This is a genomic window from Achromobacter sp. SIMBA_011 (assembly GCF_046535435.1).
Classification (GTDB): domain Bacteria; phylum Pseudomonadota; class Gammaproteobacteria; order Burkholderiales; family Burkholderiaceae_B; genus Achromobacter; species Achromobacter dolens.
Map to the genome: position 1 here is coordinate 94,566 of NZ_JAWRWN010000003.1, position 24,897 is coordinate 119,462.

21 protein-coding genes are annotated in these 24,897 nt (G+C 68.7%); 11 read left to right on the plus strand and 10 right to left on the minus strand.

Annotation, left to right across the window (positions count from 1 at the left end):
- Positions 1-415 precede the first annotated feature (415 nt).
- A complete protein-coding gene (locus SB816_RS13495; RefSeq protein ID WP_054416693.1) occupies positions 416-1,324 on the minus strand; it encodes a LysR family transcriptional regulator in 909 nt (302 codons plus the stop codon).
- Positions 1,325-1,410: 86 nt separating this feature from the next.
- On the opposite strand from SB816_RS13495, the gene SB816_RS13500 reads away from it, so the two are divergent.
- Positions 1,411-2,361, plus strand: coding sequence for a DMT family transporter (locus SB816_RS13500; RefSeq protein ID WP_054502660.1), 951 nt, complete (start codon positions 1,411-1,413; stop codon positions 2,359-2,361).
- Between the two features lie 100 nt (positions 2,362-2,461).
- Positions 2,462-3,658, plus strand: a complete 1,197-nt coding sequence (fabV, locus tag SB816_RS13505) for an enoyl-ACP reductase FabV (protein ID WP_173010974.1) — start codon at positions 2,462-2,464, stop codon at positions 3,656-3,658.
- Between the two features lie 72 nt (positions 3,659-3,730).
- Here fabV and serB read toward each other — a convergent pair whose 3' ends face one another.
- The gene (gene serB, locus SB816_RS13510; protein WP_054502661.1) at positions 3,731-4,465 is read right to left on the minus strand and encodes a phosphoserine phosphatase SerB; all 735 of its coding nucleotides are present in this window, start codon (positions 4,463-4,465) and stop codon (positions 3,731-3,733) included.
- A gap of 11 nt (positions 4,466-4,476) precedes the next feature.
- Complete coding sequence (locus SB816_RS13515; RefSeq protein ID WP_054502662.1) at positions 4,477-5,385, minus strand: LysR substrate-binding domain-containing protein; 909 nt, start codon at positions 5,383-5,385, stop codon at positions 4,477-4,479.
- 243 nt (positions 5,386-5,628) lie between these two features.
- Between SB816_RS13515 and SB816_RS13520 the strand changes: the two genes are divergently transcribed.
- From SB816_RS13520 to SB816_RS13530, 3 genes are read left to right on the plus strand one after another with little or no spacing between them, the layout of a single operon-like run.
- Complete coding sequence (locus tag SB816_RS13520; RefSeq protein ID WP_343720006.1) at positions 5,629-6,705, plus strand: ABC transporter ATP-binding protein; 1,077 nt, start codon at positions 5,629-5,631, stop codon at positions 6,703-6,705.
- 13 nt (positions 6,706-6,718) lie between these two features.
- Positions 6,719-8,365, plus strand: coding sequence for an ABC transporter permease (locus SB816_RS13525; RefSeq protein ID WP_410547147.1), 1,647 nt, complete (start codon positions 6,719-6,721; stop codon positions 8,363-8,365).
- Positions 8,366-8,387: 22 nt separating this feature from the next.
- Positions 8,388-9,371: an ABC transporter substrate-binding protein gene (locus SB816_RS13530; RefSeq protein WP_054502664.1), complete on the plus strand. Its 984-nt coding sequence runs from the start codon at positions 8,388-8,390 to the stop codon at positions 9,369-9,371.
- 100 nt (positions 9,372-9,471) lie between these two features.
- Here SB816_RS13530 and SB816_RS13535 read toward each other — a convergent pair whose 3' ends face one another.
- Positions 9,472-10,143: an ABC transporter ATP-binding protein gene (locus SB816_RS13535; protein ID WP_049073475.1), complete on the minus strand. Its 672-nt coding sequence runs from the start codon at positions 10,141-10,143 to the stop codon at positions 9,472-9,474.
- Here SB816_RS13535 and SB816_RS13540 point away from each other — a divergent pair.
- Positions 10,142-10,801 carry an arylesterase gene (locus tag SB816_RS13540; RefSeq protein ID WP_081273370.1) on the plus strand — a complete coding sequence of 220 codons (660 nt, stop codon included), beginning with the start codon at positions 10,142-10,144 and terminating at the stop codon, positions 10,799-10,801. The genes SB816_RS13535 and SB816_RS13540 overlap by 2 nt on opposite strands.
- 38 nt (positions 10,802-10,839) lie before the next feature.
- On the opposite strand, the gene SB816_RS13545 is transcribed toward SB816_RS13540, so the two are convergent.
- The gene (locus tag SB816_RS13545; protein WP_054502666.1) at positions 10,840-12,810 is read right to left on the minus strand and encodes a SurA N-terminal domain-containing protein; all 1,971 of its coding nucleotides are present in this window, start codon (positions 12,808-12,810) and stop codon (positions 10,840-10,842) included.
- Between the two features lie 335 nt (positions 12,811-13,145).
- On the opposite strand from SB816_RS13545, the gene SB816_RS13550 reads away from it, so the two are divergent.
- The 3 genes from SB816_RS13550 (at position 13,146) to SB816_RS13560 (ending at position 16,624) form a co-directional block, all read left to right on the plus strand.
- Positions 13,146-14,441, plus strand: a complete 1,296-nt coding sequence (locus SB816_RS13550) for a M20/M25/M40 family metallo-hydrolase (protein WP_410547148.1) — start codon at positions 13,146-13,148, stop codon at positions 14,439-14,441.
- Between the two features lie 530 nt (positions 14,442-14,971).
- Positions 14,972-15,721, plus strand: coding sequence for a glycerophosphodiester phosphodiesterase (gene ugpQ, locus SB816_RS13555; protein ID WP_006388171.1), 750 nt, complete (start codon positions 14,972-14,974; stop codon positions 15,719-15,721).
- A 12-nt stretch (positions 15,722-15,733) separates the two neighbouring features.
- Complete coding sequence (locus tag SB816_RS13560) at positions 15,734-16,624, plus strand: 23S rRNA (adenine(2030)-N(6))-methyltransferase RlmJ (protein WP_054502668.1); 891 nt, start codon at positions 15,734-15,736, stop codon at positions 16,622-16,624.
- An 86-nt stretch (positions 16,625-16,710) separates the two neighbouring features.
- Here SB816_RS13560 and SB816_RS13565 read toward each other — a convergent pair whose 3' ends face one another.
- The 5 genes from SB816_RS13565 to SB816_RS13585 form a co-directional block, all read right to left on the minus strand.
- Complete coding sequence (locus tag SB816_RS13565; protein ID WP_116793577.1) at positions 16,711-17,397, minus strand: GntR family transcriptional regulator; 687 nt, start codon at positions 17,395-17,397, stop codon at positions 16,711-16,713.
- Positions 17,394-19,058, minus strand: coding sequence for an HAL/PAL/TAL family ammonia-lyase (hutH, locus tag SB816_RS13570; protein WP_410547149.1), 1,665 nt, complete (start codon positions 19,056-19,058; stop codon positions 17,394-17,396). Before hutH ends, SB816_RS13565 begins: the two co-directional genes overlap by 4 nt.
- 194 nt (positions 19,059-19,252) lie before the next feature.
- Positions 19,253-20,689 carry a dihydrolipoyl dehydrogenase gene (locus SB816_RS13575; protein ID WP_144655052.1) on the minus strand — a complete coding sequence of 479 codons (1,437 nt, stop codon included), beginning with the start codon at positions 20,687-20,689 and terminating at the stop codon, positions 19,253-19,255.
- A 204-nt stretch (positions 20,690-20,893) separates the two neighbouring features.
- On the minus strand, positions 20,894-21,622 hold the full coding sequence (locus SB816_RS13580; protein ID WP_049073470.1) for a glutathione peroxidase: 729 nt from the start codon (positions 21,620-21,622) through the stop codon (positions 20,894-20,896).
- Between the two features lie 177 nt (positions 21,623-21,799).
- Positions 21,800-22,000: a heavy-metal-associated domain-containing protein gene (locus SB816_RS13585; RefSeq protein WP_064528716.1), complete on the minus strand. Its 201-nt coding sequence runs from the start codon at positions 21,998-22,000 to the stop codon at positions 21,800-21,802.
- A 165-nt stretch (positions 22,001-22,165) separates the two neighbouring features.
- On the opposite strand from SB816_RS13585, the gene SB816_RS13590 reads away from it, so the two are divergent.
- A complete protein-coding gene (locus SB816_RS13590) occupies positions 22,166-24,442 on the plus strand; it encodes a heavy metal translocating P-type ATPase (RefSeq protein ID WP_144655053.1) in 2,277 nt (758 codons plus the stop codon).
- A 26-nt stretch (positions 24,443-24,468) separates the two neighbouring features.
- Positions 24,469-24,861, plus strand: a complete 393-nt coding sequence (cueR, locus tag SB816_RS13595; protein WP_020927477.1) for a Cu(I)-responsive transcriptional regulator — start codon at positions 24,469-24,471, stop codon at positions 24,859-24,861.
- Positions 24,862-24,897: the final 36 nt, after the last annotated feature.

Sequence of the window (24,897 nt, forward strand, 5' to 3'; positions counted from 1 at the left end):
GATGGTCTGGCGCGCGCGGGTCCCCGTTACCTTGAGCGCGCGGGTAGAAATCGGAACGTCAGAGGAGCAAAGTTTTTCCCCCGCGCCTGTGTTTCCAGGCGATCTTCTTGATGTGCCGCCATTGCAGCGTCAGGGGCGCCGAGCGTCCAATCGTATGTTGCGATGTGGGGGTATAAATATTTCTTGGGTCTCGCCGGCGGGCCGCCCGGCGCCGGCCGCAGAGCCAGCAACCATGCGGCCTGGCGCGGAATCGGGGGGTCGGACGCGGGCGCGCCGCGAGCGCTTCGCATGACCGCCCGCGCGCGTGGCGCTGGGGAAAACACCTAGGCGCGAGCGCCGCGGCGGATCATGATGCGCGCCGTTGCCGGCGCGGCCCGGGGGTCCGCGCGCGGCTTCCTTTCGTGCGGACAGGCCGCTAGGACGACGCCACGCCGTCGCCCGCCTGCGCGGCCACTTTCTGCGCCATCTGCGCGATCAGCCGCGCCGCGTGGCTGTCCGGCCCCTGCACCCAGGTGGCCGTGAAACTCAATTCGGGCAGCGGGTCGGCGTCGACCCGCAGGATGCGCAGTTCGCCGCGCGCCAGTTCCTTGCCCAGGAACACCGGCGCGATCACGCTGGTGCCGATGCAGTCCTGCGTCATCCGCACCACCATCGACATCGAAGCGCTGCCGTACATGCGCGGCGACGCCACGCCGGCGCGCGTCAGCATGTCGCGCACCACACGATATGGCGCGCTATTGGACGGATAGGTGACGATGGGCAGGCGGCCGATGCGTTCCAGCGTCAAGGGCTCGGGGCCCAGTTCCAGCAGCGGACTGGCGACCCAGGCCAGCGGATAGGTGCACAGCGGCAGGTTCTCGACCCGCGCCTCCAGCACCGGCCCCATGAGGAAAGCCAGGTCGATCTGGCGCGACATCAGGTGCGAGCGCAGCACGTGGGTGGTGTCCACCTCGATCTCCAGCACCAGCGCCGGATACGCGGCGTGCACCAGCTCGATCAGCGTCGGCAGCCAGGTCTGCACGATGGTCTCGGCCACGCCGATGCGCACCGTGCCCGTCATGACGTTCTGCTCGCGCGCCGCCTCGAACATGTCGCGCCGCACTTGCAGCATGCGCTCGGCGTGCGACAGCAGTTCATGGCCCTTGGCGGTCAGCTTGACGCCGCGGGCGTCACGCTCGAACAGGCGCACGCCCAGATCGGCCTCGAGCGAGGCGATGCGTTGCGATACCGCCGGCTGCGTGGTGTTGAGCTTGTCGGACGCGGCGCGGAAGCTGCCCAGCGTGGCGACCCAAAAGAATGTTTCTATATTGCGTAGTTCGATCATGAACCTTTCCCCTTGCCGCGATGAGCGTATCATGTCAGCCGCCCCGTGGCCCCTCCACGGCCCCATCGCGCACAAGGAGCCTGTCCATGTCCCCGGCCGATACCGGTCGCCCGCGTCCCGCCCCCAGCGGCCCGCTCGTCGGGATCCTGTTGCTGGTGCTGTCGATGTGGACGCTGTCCTGCCTGGACGCCAGCGGCAAATGGGTCATGAACGCGGGGGTGCCGCTGCTGGTGCTGTCGTGGTTCCGCTACGCCGTGCACCTGCTGCTGGTGCTGGCCCTGGTGCTGCCCACGCGCGGCATGGGCATCCTGCGCAGCAAAAAGCCGCGCGAACAGCTCCTGCGCGGCGGCTCGATGTTCCTGGCCACGCTGATGTTCTTCACCACGCTCAGCTACATTCCCCAGGCCGAAGCCACCGCCATCAACTTCCTGGCGCCCTTGCTGGTGCTGTCGCTGGCGCCGTGGATCCTGAAGGAGCCGGCGCGCATGTCGCGCTTCGTGGCCGCGGGCATCGCCTTCATCGGCGTCATCATCGTCATCCGCCCGGGCGGCGGCCTGCATCCGGTCGGCACCATTTTCGGGCTGCTGACGGCCTGTTGCTTCGCGGCCCAGTTCATCGCCACGCGCCGCGTCGCGGGCGACGATCCGTTCACCTCGCTGATCTGGAGCGGCGCGGTCGGCACCGGCTGCCTGACGCTGGCCCTGCCCTTCATCCTGCCGCCCGCCCTGCCGGTGCTGCAGGCGCTGACGCCGCTGGACTGGACGCTGCTGATCTCCACCGGGGTCACCGGCGGCCTGGGTCACCTGTTCCAGATCGCCGCCTATCGCCGCGCGCCGGCCTCGACCCTGGCGCCCTTCATCTACCTGCAGATCATCAGCGCCACCACGGTCGGCTGGCTGGTGTGGGACCACTTTCCGGATCCCCTGACCTGGCTCGGCATCGCCATCATCTGCGCCAGCGGCATCGGCATCGGCCTGGTGGAGTGGCGCCGCAGCCGCGTCCAGGCGGCCGCGCCAGCGGGCGCCAGCGCGCGCTGATACGCCCCGGGCGGGCGGCGGCCGCCCCGCCTCCCGTACAATGCCCGGCGCCGCCCGCCTGCGCGGGCCGTCTTCCCCGCATTTCCAGAACGAGGGCTCCATGATCATCAAACCCCGCGTGCGCGGCTTCATCTGCGTGACCACCCATCCCGTCGGCTGCGAAGCCAACGTCAAGAACCAGATCGACTACGTCCGCGCCCAGGGCCCGATCAGCGGTGGCCCCAAGCGCGTCCTGGTGATCGGCGCATCCACCGGCTACGGCCTGGCGGCCCGCATCAGCGCCGCCTTCGCCTGTGGCGCCCAGACGCTGGGCGTGTTCTTCGAGCGCCCCGGCGAGACCGCCAAGGCCGGCACCCCGGGCTGGTACAACAGCGCCGCCTTCGACAAGTTCGCCAGCGCCGAGGGCCTGTACGCCAGGAGCATCAACGGCGACGCCTTCTCCGACGCCATCAAGGCCCAGACCATCGCCGCCATCAGGCAGGACCTGGGCCAGGTCGACCAGGTCATCTACAGCCTGGCCGCGCCGCGCCGCACCCATCCGGTCAGCGGCACGGTGTTCAACTCGACCCTCAAGCCGGTCGGCCAGGCGGTCACGCTGCGCGGCCTGGATACCGACAAGGAAGTCATCAAGGAATCGGTGCTGGAACCGGCCACCCAGGAAGAGATCGACGCCACGGTGGCGGTCATGGGCGGCGAGGACTGGCAGATGTGGATCGACGCCCTGCTTGAGGCCGGCGTGCTGGCCGAGGGCGCCACCACCACCGCCTTCACCTACCTGGGCGAGAAGATCACCCACGACATCTACTGGAACGGCTCGATCGGCGCCGCCAAGAAAGACCTGGACCAGAAGGTGCTGGACATCCGCGCCAAGTTGGCCGCGCGCGGCGGCGACGCCCGCGTCTCGGTGCTGAAGGCGGTTGTGACCCAGGCCAGTTCGGCCATTCCGATGATGCCGCTGTACCTGTCGCTGCTGTTCAAGGTCATGAAGGAAAAAGGCACGCACGAGGGCTGCATCGAGCAGGTCTACGGCCTGTACCGCGACAGCCTGTGCGGCGCGGCGCCGATCCTGGACGACGAAGGCCGGCTGCGCGCGGACTACCTGGAACTGGACCCCGCCGTGCAGGCGCAGGTGCAGGCGCTGTGGCACCAGGTGACCGAGTCCAACCTGTATGAACTGACCGATTTCGCCGGCTACAAGCGCGATTTCCTGCGCCTGTTCGGGTTCGAGATCGATGGGGTCGATTACAACGCCGATGTCGACCCGGACGTGAAGATCCCCGGCCTGATCAGCGCCTGAGGCGGGTTCGGGTCCGCCGGGGGCCGCGTTCGCGCCTCGCTCGCGCCTCGTTCGCGCCGCGGTGGCGGCCCGTCAGCGCCGCGCCTGCGCCTTGCCGGCGCTGAACAGCCGCAACAACTGGTCCAGCCCGCCCTGGTCGATCGCCACCCTGGCCTCGCGCCGCACCGCCGGCTTGGCGTGATACGCCACCGACAGCCCGGCGGTGCGCAGCATCGGCAGGTCGTTGGCGCCGTCGCCCACCGCGATGGCGCGCTCCGGTCCGACCCCCAGCGCCGCGCACACCTCCAGCAACTTGCGGCGCTTTTCCTCCCCGTCGCACAGGTCGCCCCACGCTTGCGGCAGCAGCCGCCCAGTCAGGCGGCCATCGACGATCTCCAGCACGTTGGCGCGCACGTCGTCCAGCCCCAGGCGCACGCGCAGCCGGTCGGTGAAGCAGGTGAAGCCGCCCGTCACCAGCAGGCAGAACAGGCCGGCGGCCTTGCAAGCCGCGATCAGCGTTTCCACGCCAGGGTTGAGCGCCAGGCGATGCTCATACACCTCGTCCAGCGCCGCCGCCGGCATGCCGGCCAGCAGCGCCACGCGCTGCCGCAGGCTCTGCTTGTAGTCGACGATCTCTCCCTGCATCGCCGCCTCGGTCAGCGCGGCCACCTCGGCCTTTTTCCCCATCAGGTCGGCCATCTCATCCAGGGTCTCGATGGCGATCAGCGTCGAATCCATGTCGAAGGCGATGACCTTGTAGTCCGACAGTGTCAGCGGCGGCTCGATACCGCGCCAATGCAGGCCGGCGTCGCTCTGGAAATCTTGCATGGGCAATCCTTCTATTGCTCGGGTGGCGGATGGCCGGCCTCGCGGCCCAGCCAGTCGATGAAATGGCGCGCCGCGGCCGCGGCCGGCGCGTCCGGGCGGAACAGCGCATGCACGCCGGCGTTGGGCAGGCGTGGCTGCAGGAACAGCGGCCGCAGCCGGTCGGCGCGCAGGTCGTCCTGCAGCAGGCACCACGGCGCCAGGGCGATGCCCAGGTCGTTCATGGCGGCCTGCATGCACAGGAATTGATGGTCGAACACCGGCCCGGGCAGTTGCGCCGGCACGTCCACCCTGGCCAGCGCGAACCAGCGCGGCCAGTGGTCCATGCCGCCCGCGACCTTCAGCAAGGGGTGCCCCAGACAGTCGGCCGGCGTGGCCAGGCGGTTGCGCTCGATGAAACGCGGCGACGCCACCGGCACGTGGAAGTCGTCCAGGCAGTGCACGCAGCTCATTTCGGCGTGCGCCACGAAGCCATGCCGGATCAGCACGTCGCCGCCGGCCTCGTCGCCGCGATCCAGGAACGAGCGCCCCTGCGTGGTCAGTTGCACGTCGATGCCCGGATGCAGCGCCTGGAACGCCGACAGCCGGGGAATCAGCCATTTCATGGTCAGCGACGGCGTGGCGCTGACGCGCAGCACGCCGCCATGGCCTGGCGAGCGCAGCTTGGCGGTGGCCGCCGCGATGCGCTCCAGGCTGGCCTGGACCTCGGGAAAATACGCCTGCGCGCACGGCAGCAGCGTGACGCCGCGGGCCTCGCGCGCGAACAGCGGCTGGCCGACGTAGTCTTCCAGGATGCGGATCTGCTGGCTGACCGCGCTATGCGTGATGCTCAGTTCGTCGGCCGCCGCCGTGAAACTGCGCAGGCGCGCCGCGGCCTCGAATACCCGCAAGGCTTTCAGCGGCGGCAGGCTCGGGCCCGCCATCTCAGGCGCCGTCCGCCCGTGCGCGCCCCTGGCGCAAGGCTTTGCTGCTAATACCCACGATTTCCCTTGTCGTCTGTTTTTTGCCGGCGCCGCGCGAGGCCGCGCCGTGGCTATGAGCCGCATTCTAGGGGATTGCGGCGCCGCCGACCTCTTAGAAAAACTAACGCCAGCCCTTAAAAAACACCGCTGGTGGCAGCGCGGCCGGGTTCCTATGATGCGTCCAATCCCAGGCAGGAACCTTTCATGGCATCGATCACCGTAGACGGCATCATCAAGACATTCGGCGGCCAGCAGGTGCTGCGCGACCTGTCGCTGCACATTCCCGACGGCGGGTTCTACACGCTGCTGGGCCCCAGCGGCTGCGGCAAGACCACCCTGCTGCGCTGCATTGCCGGCTTCTACGCGCCCGACGGCGGCCGCCTGCTGTTCGACCAGGACGACGTCACGCACGTGTCGGCGCACCGCCGCGACATCGGCATGGTGTTCCAGGACTACGCGCTCTTTCCCGACAAGACCGCCTTCGACAACGTCGCCTACGGCCTGCGCGCCCGCGGCGTGGCCCGCGCCGAGATCAAGCGCCGCGTCGACGAGGCGCTGGACAAGGTCGGCCTGGCGGCGCTGGCCGACCGCTACCCGGCGCAGATGAGCGGCGGCCAGCGCCAGCGCGTGGCGCTGGCGCGCGCCCTGGTGATCCGGCCGCGCGTGTTGCTGATGGACGAGCCGCTGTCGAACCTGGACGCCAAGATGCGCCTGCAGATGCGCGACGTCATCCTCGACCTGGTGCGCGAGGCCGGCATCACCACCGTGTTCGTCACCCATGACCAGGAAGAAGCCCTGGCCATGTCCGACCGCATCGCCATCATGGACCACGGCCGCATCGCCCAACTGGGCACGCCCGAGGAACTGTACGGCACGCCGGTCAACGCCTATGTGGCCGACTTCATCGGTTCGGCCAACGTGATCCCGGTGCCGGCGCGCGGCGGGCTGCCCGGCGCGCCGGCCGGCCACGTGCGCTACGAGCTGTGCGGCCTGGGTTTCGACGGCACGCTCGGCAGCGACACGCTGGCCGAACGCGCGGTGCTGATCGCCCGCCCCGAGGAACTGGCGCTGATGGCGCCCTCGCCCTACGTGCCCAACACCCTGCCCGGCAAGGTGCTGCGGCGCCAATACCTGGGCTTCAAGACCGCCTACCGCATCGCGCTGCAGGACGGCTCGGAGATCCGCGTGGAGCTGCACGCGGGCAACATGGTGGCGCAGTTCCAGCCCGGCGAGGCCGTGCAGGTGCTGATTCCCGCCGACAGCCGCGTCGTCAACGCCTGAGGACCGCCACGCCATGAAAATCAAATGGTGGCCCTGGGGCATCCTGACGGCAATCAGCCTGGCGCTGCTGCTGTTCTTCGTGCTGTATCCGCTGGCGGTGTTGTTCAGCAACAGCGTCACCGGCCAGGACGGCGGCTTCTCGCTGGAAGGTTTCCGCGCGCTGCTGGCCGACTCGCAATACCTGGAGGCCTTCGGCAACACGCTGGTGCTGGGGCTGGTGGTGACCGCCTGCACCATCCTGGTGGGCGTGCCGTTCGCCTACATGGTGGCGCGCTACGACTTCCCGCTCAAGAACCTGGTGGCGATCCTGCCGGTGCTGACCATCGTCATTCCCGAGATCATCGTCGGCCAGTCATGGCTGCTGGTGCTGGGCAACAACGGCATTCTGACCAATCTGCTGGGTGACGCGGGCATCTCGCTGCCGTCGTTCTACGGCTGGACCGGCATGGTGTTCTCGATGACGCTGGTCTACTACACCTACATCTACCTGGGCGTGCTGGCCGCGTTGCGCGGCTTCGACGGCCAGTTGGAGGAAGCCGGCCTGAGCCTGGGCACGCCGCCGCTGCTGACCCAACTGCGGGTGCTGGTGCCGGTGCTGCTGCCGGCGGTCCTGGTGAACGCGCTGGTGGTGTTCACGCTGGTGGTGGGCAACTTCGCGCTGGCGATGCTGCTGGGCAGCCGCGTGCCGCTGCTGTCGGTGATGACCTACAACACCTTCGTCAGCGAAATGGGCGGCAGCCCGACGCTGCAGAGCGCCATGTCGGTGGTGTCGATCGCCATCGTCGCCATCGTGCTGTTCGTGCAGAAGCGCGTGGTCGAGCGCAAGGTCTACACCATGACCCAGGGCCGCGCGCCGGCGGCGCGCCGGGTGCGTTCGTGGCAGGCCATCCTGTACACCGGCGGCGTCGGCCTGGTGATGCTGCTGTCGCTGCTGCCGCTGATCGTGGTGTTCATCGCCGCCTTCACCAAGACCAGCGGGCCGGTGATGCACTGGGGCTCGTGGTCGCTGGCCAGCATGCAGCGCGCCCTGCACGGCGCGCCCGAGCCGATCCTGAATTCGCTCAAGTTCGCCTCGCTGGCCACGGTGACGGGCGTGGCCTTCGCGGTGCTGGTGAGTTATCTCACCATCAAGAAGCGCAGCGCCTTCACCCAGGTGCTGGACTACATCGTGGTGCTGCCGCTGACCATCTCCGGCACGGTGCTGGGCATCGCGCTGGTGCAGACCTTCAACACCGGCTGGCTGGTGCTGGCCGGCACCTCCGGCATCATGGTGCTGTGCTACGCGGTGCGGCGCCTGCCCTTCGCGGTGCGCAACGCCTCGTCGGTGCTGTTCAACATACCCGACTCGATCGAGGAAGCCTCGATCAGCCTGGGCGTATCGCCGCTGATGACCTTCTTCAAGGTCATCCTGCCGGCCATGAAGGCCTCCATCATCTCGGCCGCCATCCTGATGTGGCTGACCACGATTTCCGAGCTGTCGGCCTCGATCGTGGCCTACAGCGGCGGACTGGAGACCATGCCGATCGCCATCTTCCGCCAGGTCGACGGCGGCCGCCTGGGCATGGCCTCGGCCTACGGCGCGGCGCTGGTCACGGTGATCGTGCTGCCCATCATCGTGTCGGTCAAGGCATTCCGCATCAAGCTGTTCTCCGGCAAATAACCCGCATCCACAAAGGCTAACCATGCACCTCAAACACTTCCTGCAAACCGGCCTGCTGGCCGCCACCCTGGCCGCGGGCGCCGCGCAGGCGCAGAACGTGGTCCTGTACTCGTCCAACAACACCGAGACCATCGAGACCGCGCTCGACGCCGTCAAGAAGCAGTCGCCCAAGCTGAACGTGCAGCCGGTCACCGGCGGCACCGGCACCATGATGAAGCGCATCGAGGCCGAGGCCCAGAACCCGCGCGGCGACCTGTTCTGGAGCGGCGGCTTCGGCACGCTGGGCGCCTACCGCCAGCACCTGCAGCCCTACCGTCCGGCCGACATCGACAAGATCCCGGCCGAGTTCCGCGGCCCGGACGATCTGTGGGTCGGCACCAACGTGCACATCATGGTGCTGATGGTCAACGAGCGCCAGTTGAAGGGCCTGGCGGCGCCGGCCACCTGGTCCGACCTGATGCAGCCGCAATGGAAGGGCAAGTTCGCCATCACCGATCCGTCCAAGAGCGGCACCGCCTACATGCTGGTCTACGGCCTGTACAAGCAGTTCGGCCAGGAAGGCCTGGACAAGATCGCCGCGAACGCCGTGGTCACGGCCTCGTCCGGCACCACCTACAAGGGCGTGGCGGCCGGCGAGTACGCGGTCGGCATGACGCTGGAATACGCCGCCCAGGAATACGTGGCCGGCGGCCAGAAGGAGATCAAGCTGGTCTACCCGACCGAGGGCAGCTACCTGGCGCCGGAAGGCATGTTCATCATCAAGGGCGCCAAGAACCTGGAGGCCGCCAAGGCGCTGTACGACGGTCTGCTCAGCAAGGAGGCCCAGGAAGCGCAACTGGTGAAGAACTTCCGCCGCCCGACCCGCAGCGACATTGCGGTGGCCAGCCTGACCACCCTGCCCGACTTCAACAGCATCAAGATCTTCCCGGTGAGCCAGGACGCGGCCGCCAAGGAGTACGAAACCGTCGTCGCCGCCTGGAACCAGGCGGTGGCCAAGGCCAAGTAAGGTCCGCACCAAAGGCCAAGCAAAAACGCCACCTTCGGGTGGCGTTTTCGTTTCAGGCTGGTATCGCTGGCGCGGGCCGCAGCGGCCGGTCGCATCCCGCCTACGCGGCCATGCGTCCCGCCGCCAGCACCACCTGCCGGCCGCAACGCGCCGCCAATTGGGGATCGTGCGTCACCAGCACCAGCGTGGTGCCGTGCTCGCGGTGCAGGTCGAACATCAGGTCGATGACGGTGACGCCGGTGGCGGCGTCCAGGCTGCCCGTGGGTTCATCGGCGAACAGCAGGTCGGGCTGCACCACGAAGGCGCGCGCCAGCGACACGCGCTGCTGCTCGCCGCCGGACAGGGTGCGCGGATAATGATGCAGGCGCGCCCCCAGCCCGACGCGCTCGAGCATGGCCTGGGCCGCCTCGCGCGCCGGCTGGCCCGCCAGTTCCAGCGGCAGCATGACGTTTTCCAGCGCAGTCAGGTTCGGCAGCAACTGGAATGACTGGAACACGAACCCCACGTGATTGGCCCGCAGGCGCGCACGGCCGTCCTCGTCAAGGGCGAACAGGTCCTGCCCGGCCAGGCGCACGCTGCCCGCGCTGGGAACATCCAGCCCGGCCAGCAGTCCCAACAGGGTGGACTTGCCCGACCCGGAGCTGCCGGTGATGGCCACGGCGCTGCCCGCCGCCACCGTAAAATCGATGTCTTCCAGGATAGACAGCGTCCCGCCGGCATCGGCCACCCGCTTGCCCAGCCCTTTCACCTCGATCGAATTCTTGCTATCCATGCGCCTGATTCCCCTGATTCGCCGTTCACTACTGATATCCACGCTGGCCATGGCCACCCTGATGGCGCCCGCCCACGCTCAGACCGCCCCGGCAGCCCAGGGTTCCGCGCAACGCACCGTGCTGGTGGTGGGCGACAGCCTGGCCGCCGAGTACGGCATCAAGCGCGGCACCGGCTGGGTGCCGCTGCTGTCCGCGCGGCTTTCCGAACAATACCCGAAGTACAAGGTGGTCAACGCCAGCATCAGCGGCGACACCACCAGCGGCGGCGTCGCCCGCCTGCCGGCGCTGCTGCGCCAGCACGAGCCGGCGGTGGTGGTGCTGGAGCTGGGCTCGAACGACGCCCTGCGCGGGCTGCCGCTGAACATGACGGAGCAGAACCTGCGCGCCATGGCGCAGGCGGCGCGTAAAGCCGAGGCCGAGGTGGTCATCGTCGGCATGCAGATCCCGCCCAACTACGGCCGCGACTACACCCAGCGCTTCGCCCAGGTGTTTCCCACCGTCGCCAAAGACGAAAACGCCCGGCTCGTGCCCTTCCTGATGGAAGGTATCGCAACGAACCGGGCGATGTTCCAGGCCGACGGCATCCATCCCAACGAGGACGCCCAGCCCCAACTGCTGGACAATGTGTGGCCGGCGCTGCGGCCCTTGCTGCAATGACGCGGGCCTGAGCGGCCCGCGACCTGCCGCGCGGCCGATCAGCCCGCCGCCTGCTGCGAGGCGTCGCCGCCGCGGATGGCGTCGGCGGCCGCCGGCAGCACCTGCACCTTGTATTCCTCGCGCAGCATGCGCACCAGCGCTTCGCTCTCGGCCTGGCCCCAGGCGCCCGCCAGTTGCTGCGCCAGGCGTTCCTTGTCTGCGGCCTCGACCGTGCCGGCCTCGACCTTCTCCAGGCGCACCAGCGTGTAATCGGCGCCCGACTGCACCCCGGTATAGGCCGGCAGCTTGGCGGCCGGCAGGCGCATCACGGCGTCCAGCACCGAGCGCGGCAGGTTCTTGGGATCCTGGCGCGACACCACCAGCGGACCGCCGAAGCCTTCCGGCGCGGCGGCCGGGTTGGCCTGGTCGGCCGCCAGCGCGGCTTCGCCGGCCTTCTTGGCGGCTTCGGCCGAACGCTCGTCCAGCAGCTTGGCGCGGATCGAATCGCTGACCTTCTCCAGCGCCGGCACGTGGGCCGGTTCCACGGCGGCCACGCGCACCGCCAGCATGGTGTCCGGCGACAGCTCGATCACGCCGGAGTTCTGCTTTTCACGCAGCACGTCGGGCGAGAACAGCACCTGGCGCACGCGCGGGTTGTCCAGCAACGCCGCGTCCGGGCTGTCCACGGCGGAGCCCGGGCCGGCCTGGTCGGCGGGCAGCAGGCCTTCGCGCGTCACGCCCGAGGCGGTGCGCAGCTTCAGGCCAACCGCGTCGGCGGCCGGCTGCAGGCTGTCGCGCTGGTCATAGACCTGCTTGTTCAGTTGGCTGGCCATTTCCGAGAAACGCACGGCGGCCAGTTGCTTGCGCACTTCGGCGGTGATCTGGCTCTTGACCTCGGCCAGCGGCTTGATCGAGGCCGGCTGGATCTCGGTGACCTTGATGACGTGGAAGCCCGACGGGCTTTCGACCACGCCCGACACCTGGTCCTTGGACTGGCTGAAGATCGCCTTTTCCAGCGGGCCGGACAGCATGCCCGGCGCCAGCCAGCCCAGGTCGCCGCCATTGGCGGCCGAACCGGCGTCCTGCGAATTCTTGCGGGCCAGCTCGGCGAATTGCGCCGGGTCGGCGGCGGCCTGCGTGGCCAGGGCCTCGGCCTTGGCGCGGGCGGCCTTGCGCGCATCGTCCGAGGCGCCGGCCGGCACTTCGATCATGATGTGGCTGGCGCGGCGGCGCTCGGGCTGGCCGAAGCGGTTCTTGTTCTGCTCGTAGTACGAGGCCAGGTCCTCGTCCTTGACCTGCACACCCTCGGTGGCGGCGGCTTCATTCAGCACCAGGTACTGCACCTGGACCTGCTCGGGAATCTGCAATTGCTGCTTGTTGGCGTCGTACCAGGCCTGGATGTCGGCCGGGGTGACCGTCACTTGCGAGCGGAAATCGGCGGCGGCGAAGCGGCGCAGTTGCACCGTGCGCTGCTGCGTCAGGGCGGTTTCGAGCGACGCCACCACTTCCGAAGGCGCGCTGGCCGACTGGCCGACCGGCTCGAGCACGCGGGCCACGGCCAGATCGCGGCGCAGGCCGGCTTCGAACGACGTCGGCGACATGCCCTGGGCCGCCAGCACCTGGCGGTAGCGCTCGGGCGAGAAGCGGCCGTTGTCCTGCACTTCCGGGATCGCGGCAATGGTATTGCGCAGCGTTTCGTCAGACACCGAGAAGCGGTTGTCCACGGCCACGTTCGCCAGCAAGCGCTGGTTGATGAGCTGGTTCAGCAGCGCTTCGCGCAGTTGCGGCGTGTCGATCACGGCCGGGTCGAACTGCGCGCCCAGGCGCTGCCGATATTGTTCAAGCTGGTTGCGGTGCGCCTGGTCGAACTCCGAGCGGGAAATGGGCTGGCCGGCGACCGTCGCCAGTTCCGGCTCCTTGCGCATGAAGCTCTCATAGCCCTGAATCCCGACGAGGAAGAAGGAAGGCACAATCAGAAGCAGCAGGATGAACTGCATCCAGCGCCGGTGGCTGCGAATAAATTCGAACATGGAATCCCTGTTGCCGCACTCGGGAGGAGACTTCCGCCCGGGCCGCACGAAAACGCATAAAAAAAGGCGAATCTCATTCGCCCTATTCCCATACCGGTCAAACCGGGTCAGCGGGCGGATTTTAGCATTTCTCATTCGTCCCGCAGCGTCTGCTTACATCGACCCGCCCGGCGCCCCCGCGCGCCCGACGACGAGGCTTGCCACCCCCACGGAAGCCGGCCCGGGTCAACCCGGGAAACCCCGGTTTTCGCCTTCCGTCCCCCCTCGTATCGTGACCTTCGGGCCGCCACGCCACGCCCGCCGTCTTCCTTCCTTTCTCACAGAGGTGACTTTCCATGCCGTTCCCGCTCTCACGTCCGCTCGTCCTGCGTGCCGCGCTCGCCCTGGGCTTCCTGGGCAGCGCCTCCTTCGCCGTGCTGGCCGCGCCCGTCGCCGCCGTGCATGAAGCCGCCGAGCAGCAGAAACAAGGCATGCTCGACACCATGCGCGACCTGGTCAACATCGAATCGGGCAGCAGGGACGTGGAAGGCGTCGAACGCATCGCCGCCCTCATCGGCGAACGCTTGAAGGCGCTGGGCGGCACCGTCGAGATCCTCCAGCCCACCGACATCTTCCGCCTGGACGACACGCCGGAGCGCGTCGGCCCCATGGTGCACGCCGAATTCAAGGGCAGTGGCCAGAAAAAGATCATGCTGATCGCGCACATGGACACCGTCTACCGCAACGGCATGCTCAAGGACCAGCCCTTCCGCATCGACGGCGACCGCGCCTATGGCCTGGGCATCGCCGATGACAAGCACGGCGTCGCCATCATCCTGCACACCGTGGCCCTGCTGCAAAAACTGGACTTCAAGGATTACGGCACCCTGACCGTGCTGATCAACGGCGACGAGGAAATCAGCTCGCCGGGCGCCCGCGCCACCATCACCCGGCTGGGCGCCGACCAGGACGCCGTCTTCTCCTTCGAAGGCGGCGGCGCCGAGGGCCGCCTTACCCTGGCCACCAGCGGCATCGGCGCCGCCTACCTGACCGTGCAGGGCAAGACCTCGCACGCCGGCGCCCGTCCCGAGGGCGGCGTCAACGCCCTGACCGAGCTGTCCCACCAGATCCTGCAACTGAAAGACCTGTCCAAGCCCGAGGAAGGCCTGAAACTGAACTGGACCGTGGCCCAGGCCGGCACCAACCGCAATGTCATCCCCGGCCAGGCGACCGCCCAGGCCGACGCCCGCGCCCTCAAGGTCGCCGACTTCGACGCCCTCGAACGCACCTTGCAGGAACGCATCCAGAAGAAACTGCTGCCCGAGGCCAAGGTCAGCGTCAAATTCGAAGTGCGCCGCCCGCCGCTGGAAGCCACCCCTGCCTCGCGCGCCCTCGCCAACCACGGCGTCGCCATCTACCAGGAACTCGGCCTGCCCATGAAAGTCATCGACCGCGCCAGCGGCGGCGGCACCGACGCCGCCTTCGCCGCCCTCAAGGCCCGCGGCCCCGTCATCGAAGGCATGGGCCTGAGCGGCTTCGGCGCCCACTCCAACGACGCCGAATACATCCAGATCCCCTCCATCGTCCCCCGCCTCTACCTGGCCGCCCGCATGATCATGGACGTCTCCCAGGACAAGGCCCCGATGAAATAAGCGCCGGGCGCCTGCGGTGGCGCAACCCTACGAAGGCCGCCCCTGCCCCCAGGCGGCAGGCTCCCCGCCCCCAAATCCCACCTCCCCCCCCCGGATGCGCTCGCGCGAGCAGCCGCAACGTATGTCCGACAAGGCCGCGCAGGGCGGCCTCGTCGGACGGGCGCCAGCAAATCTTTCAGCCCCCCCACTCCTTCCCACAAAGCCCAAGCACACCGCCCACCCCAGCGACGCCCCGAACTTTCCCCACCGCGAGCGGCTGCGGGACCGTGGCGCGGGGCCGGGGCGTGTAGAGGCGCGCGCGACGGAATCCGAAGGAGCCGCAGGCGACGAGGATGAGCACGCGCTGTCCGGCGCGCAGGCGCCGGACAAGCCTCGTAGCCCCGGCCCCGCGCCACGGCCCCGCAGCCGCGCCAAAAGAACCGAACCCGCGACACAGGCACGAAGCAAGCCCCCCCGCACGACAGGAAAGGAACCCCCAGAACAGAGTATCCTTCCACCCTGTCCCAAAGAACCCCAAAAGCATCAAAGAAATGACCGCATCCCTCCCCACCTGGCCCTATTCCCGCCACATCGCCCACCGCGGCGGCGGCCGCCTGGCCCCGGAGAACACCCTCGCCGCCATGCGCGTCGGCGCCGAACACGGCTTCACCATGTTCGAATACGACGTCAAGCTCAGCCGCGACAACGTCCTCGTCCTGATGCATGACGACGACGTCGACCGCACCTCCAACGGCCACGGTCCCGCCGCCGCCAAGACCTTCAGCGAACTGGCGCAACTGGACTTCGGGAGCTGGCACTCCGCCGCCTACGCCGGCGAACCCCTGCCCACCTTCGCCGCCGTGGCCCGCTACACCGTCGCCAACGGCATAGCCAGCAACGTCGAGATCAAGCCCTGCCCCGGCCGCGAAGCCGAAACTGGCGCCGCCGTCGCCCTGGCCGCCCGTGAACTCTGGAAAGGCGCCGCCGTGGCCCCGCTGCTGTCCTCCTTCGCCGAGGAAGCCCTGCAGGCCGCCAAGGACGCCGCGCCCGAACTGCCGCGCGCCCTGCTGGTCGAGAAGGTGCCCGCCGACTGGCTCGACCGCCTGGTCAAATACGACTGTGTCGCCCTGAACATCAACCAGAAGGACGCCACGCGCGAACTGATCGACGCCGTGCACGCCGCCGGCTACCGCATCGCCGCCTGGACCGTCAACGACCCCGAGCGCGCCCGCCTGCTGCTGGATTGGGGCATCGACGGCATCTTCACCGACGAACTGGCCGCCATCCGGCCGGCCGCCTGAGGCCCCCGCCCCGTGTTCAGCTATCGCCACGCCTTCCACGCCGGCAACCATGCCGACGTGCTCAAGCACGCCATCCTGGTCCACACCCTGGACTATTTCAACCGCAAGGACGCGCCCTACTGGGTCATCGACACCCACGCCGGCGCCGGCCTCTACAGCCTGGACAGCGACTGGGCTGCCAAGACCTCGGAGTTCGCCGACGGCATCGGCCGCCTGTGGGAACGCGACGACCTGCCGCCCCTGCTGGCCGACTACGTCGCCCGCATCCGCGCCTTCAACACCAACGGCCGCCTCAAGCGCTACCCCGGCTCGCCCTGGCTGACGCTGGACGCGCTGCGTCCGTCCGACCGCCTGCGGCTGTTCGAAATGCACCCGACCGAGATCGACACCCTGGTCGGCAACCTCGAACACATGGACCGCACCGCGCAGCGCCAGACCACCATCTACGGCGACGACGGCTTCGAAGGCGTCAAGGCCCTGCTGCCGCCGCCGACGCGCCGCGGCATGGTGCTGATCGACCCGTCCTATGAAGACAAGAACGACTACCGCCGCACGCTGATCACCGTCAAGGAATGCGTCAAGCGCTTCGCCACCGGCACCATCGCCGTCTGGTATCCGCTGGTGCAGCGCCGCGAGGCCAGCGAAATGGCGCGCCACTTCGAGAACCTCAAGGTCAAGAGCTGGTTGCACGCCACGTTGACGGTCAAGAAGGCCACCATCGACGGCTACGGCCTGCACGGCAGCGGCATGTTCCTGATCAACCCGCCGTGGACGCTGCACGACGCCCTCAAGCAGGCCATGCCCTACCTGGCGCGCGAACTCGGCCAGGACGAGCGCGCCGGCTTCACGCTGCAGTACCGCGAGAATCCGTTCCCCGTGCCGAAGAAGCAGTCGGACGACTGATTGCCGCCCGGCAGCGCATGAAAAAACCGGCCCCGCGTTGCACGACGCGGGGCCGATTTTTTTCATGCAGGGCACGCGCGGCCCGCTCAGGATTCGCCGACCACCGTCAGGCGCCAGATTTCCAGCCCGCGCACCAGGATCTCGCCCGCCTCCGCGATATGCGCCTCGAGCAGCCGGCAGGCCCGCTCGACCTCGCCATGGCGCACGGCGTCCAGCAGCTCCAGGTGCTCGCGCTGCGAGCCCGGATCCCATGCGACGCACGACGCCGTCACATGCATGTAGCGCGTGCGCGATTCATGCAGCATGTCGATCGTCGCCAATAGCCGCGGCATCGCGCACGGCCGGTACAGCGCCTCGTGGAAGGCGCGGTTGGCCGCCTCCCAGTCGCGCATGTCGCGCGCCTGGTCGCCCGCGTCGATCGCGGCCTGCGCCCGCGCCAGGTCGCCGGCGCTCATCGCCGCCATCGCATGGCGCAGCGCCAGCGATTCGAGCGCGCCGCGCATCCGCGTGATCTCCACGATCGACGCCTCGTCCAGCGAACTGACCCGCACGCCCTTGCGCGGCTCGCTCACCAGCAGTCCGCGCGCCTCCACACGGCGGAACGCCTCGCGCACCGGCACATGGCTGGCGCCGAACTCCGCCGCCAGCGCGTCCTGACCCACCCGCTCGCCGGGCCGCAACTGGCCTGTGATGATGCGCTCGACCAGCGCGCGCGCGATGCGTCCAGGCAAGGTGTCGTCGTCGTCGCGCGAGGCGCCGTGGGCCAGGGTCATGCCGCCTCCCGCGCCTGCCAAAGCGGGCCGCAGGCGGATTGCGTGGCGGCGGCCAGACTGCCGTCCGCGACCCGGGCGCGCAATAGCGCGATGTCGTCATGGACCCAGCGGTCATCGCCAAGCATTGGCGGCACCACCGCCCGCACCGCGGACCAGGCCGCGGCCGTGCCCGCGCCGAGCGGATAGGCGGCCAGATCGGGCTCGGCCAGATCCAGCGCCTGCGCGGCCAGCAACAGCTCGACAGCCACCACCGCCTGGCTGTTCTCGACCACGGTGCGCGTGCGGCGCGCCGCGAAACACGAGTTGCTGATGTGGTCCTCGGTATTGCCCTTGGCGGGCAGGCTGGTGGCGCTGGCCGGGCCGCACAGGCCCATGTTTTCCAGCACCAGCCCCGTGCCCATGCTCTGTGCCACCGAAAAGCCGGTATTGATGCCGGGGCGCTGCGCGATCAGGTTGGCCGGCAGGCCGAAATTGCAGGCCGGGTCGACCAACCGCGCGCTGCGGCGGTCGCAGATCGCCGACAGGTCGGTCACCGCCAGCGCCAGCAGATCCATGGCCTGGGCGATGTATTGCCCATGGAAGTGGCCGCCCGAGACGATGGCGTAGCCCGCGTCTTCCGGGAAGATCAGCGGGTTGTCGGTGGCGCTGTTCATTTCGGTCGCGAGGATGCCGTCGACGTAGTCCAGCGCGTCCAGCACCGGTCCGTAGACCTGCGGCACGCAGCGCAGCGAATAGACGTCCTGAATGCGCGGGGCCAGCGGCGGCGCGTGCGGCGTGCCCGCCTGCGCCGGATCCAGGCCGGGCGTCCCGCGCAGGCGCACCTGTCGGGCCGGCTCGGTGCAGCGCCGGCTGCCCGCCACCAACTGGCGAATCGCCGCGGCCACCCGCCGCTGGCCGCGATGCGGACGCGCCAGCATGACGCGGTCCTCGAAACACGACAGTTCGCCGCGCAGCGCCTCCAGCGTCATGGCCATCGACAACGTCGCGCCGCCCAGCAGCTCGCGCGCGTCGTGCGCGGCCAGCACCGCGTAGGCGAGCGAGGCCGTCGCGCCGTTGATCAGCGCGGTCGCGTCCTTGGCCTGCACGTCCATCGTGGCGGCCATGCCGGCCTGTTCGAAGGCGCGCGCGGCCGGCATCACCTCGTTCCGGTAGGTGACGCGCGATTGCGGCAAGCCCATCAGGGCGCCGCTCATCAGGGCCAGGGGCGCCAGGTCGCCGCTGGCGCCGACGCTGCCCTTGGACGGCACCACCGGCGTGATGCCGTGGTTCAGCATGGCGATGAGCCGGTCGATGATCGCGACCCGCACGCCGGAATGATTGCTGGCGAAGGCGTTCACGCGCAACGCCATCATGGCCCGCACCACCTCGTCCGGCATCGGCTCGCCCGTGCCCGCCGAATGCGAACGCACCAGGCTGGCCTGGAATGTGGCGATCTCCGCCGGCGCGATACGCTGGCTCTTGAGCGCCCCCACGCCGGTATTGAAGGCGTACATCAGCGGCGCGGCGTCGTTGAGCCAGTGCGATTCGATGTAGCCGCGCGTGGCGTCCAGCGCCTGGCGGGCGGCGTCGGCCAGGGCGACGGTGGCGCCGCCGCGCGCGATGGCAACGACGTCCTCGGCGCGCAAGTGCGCGCCGTCCAGCGAAATGACGGGAGTGTTCATCGGCAGGGGCCTGGTCAATTTTTATAGATTATCTATAAAATTTCCTGACGTGACAAGAAATCCACGGTCCGTGCGAGGCCCCCCTCTTCCCCGGCCCCCAGCGCCAGTCGCGCCAACTGCGCCTGCCCGGACCGCCGCTCAAGACGAAGAAGAGGCTGCCCCGCGGGGCAGCCTCTTCCACGCATGGCTCGCCCTCAGGCGGCCGCGCCTTCCGCTTCCACCTGGCGCAGCGCCTCCTGCGCCCGCGCCAGCTTGGCGGCCGCGTCGCGCAGCGCGGTGCGCAGGCCTTCCTCGATGACCGGATGGTAGAACGGCATTTCCAGCATGCGCGCCACGGTCAGCTCCTGCTGCACGGCCCAGGCCAGCAGATGACCGATGTGCTCGGCGCTGGGGCCGACCATTTCCGCGCCCAGGAAACGGCCGGTGGCGATATCGGCGTACACGTGCAGCAGGCCGCGGTTCTTCAGCATCACCCGCGAACGGCCCTGGTCGCCGAAATCGACCTCGCCCGTCACGAAGGTGCCCGGCGTCAGGCGGGCATGGCCCTGCCCGGCCAACGCGATCTGCGGATCCGAGAACACCACCGCCAGCGGCGCGCGGCGCAGGCCCTGGCGCACTTCCGGATAACGCGCCGCGTTCTCGCCGGCGATGCGGCCTTCGTCGGCCGCCTCGTGCAGCAGCGGCGCGTCGGCGTTGGCGTCGCCGGCGATGAAGATCGCCGAATCGCCCGCCTGCATGGTGTCGCGGTCGAACAACGGCACCCCTTGCGCGTTCAACTGCAGCGAGGTGTTCTCCAGGCCCAGGCCGTCCACATTGGGGCGGCGGCCGGTGGCCACCAGCGCGTAGTCGAAGCGTTCAGTGCGTTCGGTGTTGTCCAGCGCCACGTAGCGCACCTCGACCTCGTCGCCGACGCGCTGGGTTTCCAGCACGCGCGCATCCGGGTCCAGGTAGAACTCCTGCTGGAAGATCTTGCGGGCGCTGTGGCGCACCTGCGGATCGCTGATGCCGCCCAGGCTGCCGCTGACGCCGAACACGCGCACCTCGACGCCCAGCCGCGCCAGCGCCTGGCCCAGTTCCAACCCGATCACGCCGGGGCCGAACACCGCCACGCGGCGCGGCAGGTCATCCCAGGCGAACACGTCGTCGTTGAGCACCAGGCGGTCGCCCAGGCCCCGGAACGGCGGCGGCACCGACGGCCGCGAGCCGGTCGCGATCACCACACGGGACGCATGGATCTCGGTGTGGTCGTCGACCCGCAGCACCGTATCCGATTCGAAGCGGGCGTAGCCGCGGATCTTGTCTTCGGCCGGGATGTTCTCCACGCCCTCCAGCACGAAGCCGACGAAACGGTCGCGCTCGCGCTTGACGCGGTCCATCACCTCTTCGCCGTTGACCGTGACCTCGCCCTCGACGTGCACGCCGAACGGCGCGGTGTGCGCGGCGTGATACGCGGCCTCGGCGGCGGCAATCAGCAGCTTGGAAGGCATGCAGCCGACGCGGGCGCAGGTGGTGCCATAAGGACCGCCTTCGATCAGCAGCGCGCGCTTGCCCGCGGCCTTTGCGGCGCGGTAGGCGGCCAGGCCGGCGGTGCCGGCGCCGAGGACGGCGATATCGGTATGCAGAGTCTTCATGAGTGGGATCCCCCGGTGTAGCGTGCAGCAAACGTTGTCAAAGGCGGATTCCGCCTTGTTGCGCACCCTCAGGGACGAACGCCGTCCCGCGGCGCCCGCCGGGGCCGCGCGAAGATGCGGAAAAAGGGAAACCGGCGCGCCGGACCGCTCCTCGCGGGAGCGGCCGCGGCACGGGAAAGGGAGAGCGTCCCCTTCCCGCCAGCATCAGGCGAAGTGCGCCTTCAGGTCGTCCAGGCCGCCGATCAGCGAACCGTTGATGAACACCTGCGGAGCGGTGCCCTTGCCGGACACGGCGCCGATCACGCGGCCGCGCACCTTGTTCTCCAGCGGGATCTCGATCGGGGCATAGCCCTTGTCTTCGAGCAGCGCCTTGGCTTCCACGCAGAACGGGCAGCCGGGCTTGGAGAACACCACCACCTGGTCGGGCTTCTTGGCCGTCGGGGCGACGTGGGCCAGCATGGTGTCGGCGTCCGACACTTCAAACGGGTCGCCTTCCTTCTCGGGCTCGATGAACATCTTCTGCACCACGCCGTCCTTGACGAGCATGGAGTAGCGCCAGCTGCGCTTGCCGAAGCCCAGGTCGCTCTTGTCGACCAGCATGCCCATGCCTTCGGTGAATTCACCGTTGCCGTCGGGCAGCAGTGTGATGTTGGACGATTCCTGGTCCTTGGCCCATTCGTTCATGACGAAGGTGTCGTTGACCGACACGCAGACGATGCTGTCGACGCCGGCGGCGGCGAAGGCCGGAGCCAGTTCGTTGTAGCGCGGCAGGTGGGTCGACGAGCAGGTCGGCGTGAAAGCGCCGGGAAGCGAAAAGACCACGACCGTCTTGTTCTTGAACAGGTCGTCGGTCGTGACCTTTTTCCAGGTGTTGCCCTCGCGGACGGGGAACGTTACGTTGGGAACACGTTGGCCTTCACGGTTTTGCAGCATGCAATCTCTCCTTGGGGTAGCGGGGTCTTGTTCAACCACCATGGAAAGAATGATAAACGTCAGCTATCAATTATTCAAATTTAATTAATTTAATTGATTGATAGCTTAAAACAATAATCAAATAGCCGCCGTCAGGTTTTTTCTATCATACGCCCGACGGCAGCCGGCCGTCACACGTCACACGCGCTGCGGCTCGTAGCCGGCATCGCGGATCGCGGCCTCGACCTTATCAGCCTGGTCGGTGCCCGTGACGGTGACGCGATGCGCGGGCAGGTCCACCGCCACGCTGGCGCCCGGCGCCGCCGCCGTCACCGCGCCGGTGATGGTCTTGACGCAGTGGCCGCAGGTCATGTCGGGGACTTGGAATTCGATGCTCATGGTGTTCTCCATAGGAATCAGGGGGGATTGCCGCACCGCTTCCGGTGCCAGCTCAACCCCAGCTTAGACCTTCCCATTATAGGAAGGTCAAGCGTAGAATAGTCCTTGACCTTCCCATCATGGGAAGGATGAAACTGGGGTCTTCCTACCTCAACCGAGACAGCCATGAGCGTTGCCAACCCTTCCGTCGAGCTTGAACTTGCCATCGAAGGCATGACCTGCGCGTCCTGCGTGAAGCGCGTGGAAAAGGCCCTGACCCGCGTGCCGGGCGTGGCCCAGGCCCAGGTCAACCTGGCCACCGAACGCGCCCTGGTGGCCTATGATCCGGCCGCGGCCCAGCCCGATGCCCTGGTCGCGGCCGTGGTCAAGATGGGCTACGAGGCCCGTCCGATCGCCGCCCAGGACGACCACGCCGAACGCCAGTCCGAAGCGCGCGACGCCGAGGCGCGGCGCCTGCAGCGCGCCTTCATCGCCGCCCTGGCGCTGACGCTGCCGGTGTTCGCGCTGGAAATGGGCTCGCACCTGATCCCCGCCATGCACCACTGGGTGCTGGCGAACATCGGCCAGCAAAATAGCTGGCTGCTTCAGTTCGTGTTGACCACGGCGGTGCTGGCCTGGCCCGGCCGCCATTTCTTCAGCAAGGGGCTGGCGGCGTTGTGGCGCCGCGCGCCCGAGATGAACTCGCTGGTCGCGCTGGGCGCCGGCGCGGCCTGGGGGTATTCGGTCGTCGCCACCTTCGCCCCCGCCTGGCTGCCGGAGAGCGCCCGCAACGTCTATTACGAAGCCGCCGCGGTCATCGTCACGCTGATCCTGCTGGGCCGCACGCTGGAAGCGCGCGCCAAGGGCAAGACCGGCGCCGCCATCAAGCGCCTGATCGGGCTGCAGCCGCGCACCGCGCGCGTCATGCGCGACGGCCAGCCGCGAGACATCGCCATCGAGCAGGTGCGCAAGGGCGACATCGTGGTGGTGCGCCCTGGCGAAAAGATCCCGCTGGACGGCGAGATCATCGAGGGCAGCTCGTACGTCGATGAATCGATGCTGACCGGCGAACCGGTGCCCGTGGAAAAGCAGCCGGGCATGCAGGCGACCGGCGGCACGCTCAATACATCCGGCAGCTTCACGCTGCGCGTCACCCACACCGGCGCCGACACCATGCTGGCCCGCATCATCCGCATGGTCGAGGCCGCCCAGGGCGCGCGCCTGCCAATCCAGGCGCTGGTGGACCAGGTCACCGCCTGGTTCGTGCCGGCCGTCATGGGCATGGCGCTGCTGACCTTCCTGGCCTGGTTCTTCCTCGGCCCCACGCCGGCGCTGTCGCACGCGCTGGTCAACGCAGTGGCGGTGCTGATCATCGCCTGCCCCTGCGCCATGGGCCTGGCCACGCCGACCTCGATCATGGTCGGCACCGGCCGCGCCGCCGAAATGGGCGTGCTGTTCCGCCAGGGCGACGCCCTGCAGACGCTGCGCGACGTGCAGGTGGTGGCCTTCGACAAGACCGGCACCCTGACGCTGGGCAAGCCCACCCTGACCGAACTTGCGCCGGCCGCCGGCTTCGCCGACCGCGACGTGCTGCAATGGGTCGCCTCGGTGCAGGCGCGCTCCGAACATCCGATCGCGCTGGCCATCGTGGCGGCCGCCGCCGAACGCCAGATCGACCTGTTGCCGGCGGAAGGCTTCGCCGCCATCACCGGCGCCGGGGTCGAAGCCAGCGTGGCCGGCAAGCGCGTGCTGGCCGGCGCCGACCGCCTGATGGCCGAGCGCGGCATCGACGTCAGCGCCTTCGGCCAGCGCGCCGAACAATGGGGCAACGAGGGCAAGACGCCGATCTACGTCGCCATCGACGGCCAGGCGGCCGCCATGATGGCCGTGACCGACCCGGTCAAGCCGTCGGCCGTGGACGCCATCGCCGCGCTGCACGCACAGGGCCTGAAGACCGCCATGATCACCGGCGACAACCGCCATACGGCGCAGGCCGTGGCGCGCCAGTTGGGCATCGACGAAGTGCGCGCCGAGGTCCTGCCCGACGGCAAGGTCGAGGCCATCGCCGCGCTGCGCGCCGGCGGCCGCAAGCTGGCCTTCGTCGGCGACGGCATCAACGACGCGCCGGCGCTGGCCGCGGCCGACACCGGCATCGCCATCGGCACCGGCACCGACGTCGCCATCGAGGCCGCGTCCGTGGTGCTGATGGCCGACGATCTGCACGGCGTGCCCAACGCCATCGCGCTGAGCCGCGCCACGCTGGCCAACATCCGCCAGAACCTGTTCTGGGCCTTCGCCTATAACGCCGCGCTGATCCCGCTGGCGGCCGGCGCGCTGTACCCGGCCTACGGCCTGTCGCTGTCGCCGATCTTCGCGGCCGGCGCCATGGCGCTGTCCAGCGTCTTCGTGCTGGGCAACGCGCTGCGCCTGAAGACATTCCGCCCCCCGCGCGCCGCGCACTGACGCGCCGTTCTTCCAGGAGACCGCATATGAACATCGGACAAGCCGCGCAGGAATCCGGCATCTCGGCCAAGATGATCCGCTACTACGAGAGCATCGGCCTGATCGGCCCGGCGCTGCGCAAGGACTCGGGCTATCGGGTCTACAGCGAGCACGACCTGCACACGCTGCGCTTCGTGCGGCGCGCGCGCGACCTGGGTTTCTCGGTGGAACAGATGAACGAGCTGCTGGCGTTGTGGCGCGACCGCAGCCGCGCCAGCGCCGACGTCAAGCGCATCGCGCTCGAACACGTGGCCGAACTGGAACGCAAGGCCTGCGCGCTGCGCGACATGGCCGCCACGCTCAAGCACCTGGCGCACAACTGCCACGGGGATGATCGACCCGACTGCCCCATCCTGGAAAACCTGGGGCGCTCCCAGTAAGAAAAAAGGGCAAGCCAACCGGCTTGCCCTTCTTGC

Excerpts from the sequence above, each read along its gene's own strand:
- SB816_RS13565 (WP_116793577.1), bottom strand. The coding sequence starts at position 17,397 with ATGACCCTGGCCCACGGCGCCTCGCGCGACGACGACGACACCTTGCCT.
- SB816_RS13590 (WP_144655053.1), top strand. The coding sequence starts at position 22,166 with ATGAGCGTTGCCAACCCTTCCGTCGAGCTTGAACTTGCCATCGAAGGC.
- SB816_RS13580 (WP_049073470.1), bottom strand. The coding sequence starts at position 21,622 with ATGCTGCAAAACCGTGAAGGCCAACGTGTTCCCAACGTAACGTTCCCC.
- SB816_RS13550 (WP_410547148.1), top strand. The coding sequence starts at position 13,146 with ATGCCGTTCCCGCTCTCACGTCCGCTCGTCCTGCGTGCCGCGCTCGCC.
- SB816_RS13575 (WP_144655052.1), bottom strand. The coding sequence starts at position 20,689 with ATGAAGACTCTGCATACCGATATCGCCGTCCTCGGCGCCGGCACCGCC.
- SB816_RS13540 (WP_081273370.1), top strand. The coding sequence starts at position 10,142 with ATGCGCCTGATTCCCCTGATTCGCCGTTCACTACTGATATCCACGCTG.
- hutH (WP_410547149.1), bottom strand. The coding sequence starts at position 19,058 with ATGAACACTCCCGTCATTTCGCTGGACGGCGCGCACTTGCGCGCCGAG.
- SB816_RS13515 (WP_054502662.1), bottom strand. The coding sequence starts at position 5,385 with ATGGCGGGCCCGAGCCTGCCGCCGCTGAAAGCCTTGCGGGTATTCGAG.
- fabV (WP_173010974.1), top strand. The coding sequence starts at position 2,462 with ATGATCATCAAACCCCGCGTGCGCGGCTTCATCTGCGTGACCACCCAT.
- SB816_RS13530 (WP_054502664.1), top strand. The coding sequence starts at position 8,388 with ATGCACCTCAAACACTTCCTGCAAACCGGCCTGCTGGCCGCCACCCTG.
- SB816_RS13520 (WP_343720006.1), top strand. The coding sequence starts at position 5,629 with ATGGCATCGATCACCGTAGACGGCATCATCAAGACATTCGGCGGCCAG.
- SB816_RS13525 (WP_410547147.1), top strand. The coding sequence starts at position 6,719 with ATGAAAATCAAATGGTGGCCCTGGGGCATCCTGACGGCAATCAGCCTG.
- cueR (WP_020927477.1), top strand. The coding sequence starts at position 24,469 with ATGAACATCGGACAAGCCGCGCAGGAATCCGGCATCTCGGCCAAGATG.
- SB816_RS13495 (WP_054416693.1), bottom strand. The coding sequence starts at position 1,324 with ATGATCGAACTACGCAATATAGAAACATTCTTTTGGGTCGCCACGCTG.
- SB816_RS13545 (WP_054502666.1), bottom strand. The coding sequence starts at position 12,810 with ATGTTCGAATTTATTCGCAGCCACCGGCGCTGGATGCAGTTCATCCTG.
- SB816_RS13535 (WP_049073475.1), bottom strand. The coding sequence starts at position 10,143 with ATGGATAGCAAGAATTCGATCGAGGTGAAAGGGCTGGGCAAGCGGGTG.
- SB816_RS13585 (WP_064528716.1), bottom strand. The coding sequence starts at position 22,000 with ATGAGCATCGAATTCCAAGTCCCCGACATGACCTGCGGCCACTGCGTC.
- serB (WP_054502661.1), bottom strand. The coding sequence starts at position 4,465 with ATGCAAGATTTCCAGAGCGACGCCGGCCTGCATTGGCGCGGTATCGAG.
- SB816_RS13500 (WP_054502660.1), top strand. The coding sequence starts at position 1,411 with ATGTCCCCGGCCGATACCGGTCGCCCGCGTCCCGCCCCCAGCGGCCCG.
- ugpQ (WP_006388171.1), top strand. The coding sequence starts at position 14,972 with ATGACCGCATCCCTCCCCACCTGGCCCTATTCCCGCCACATCGCCCAC.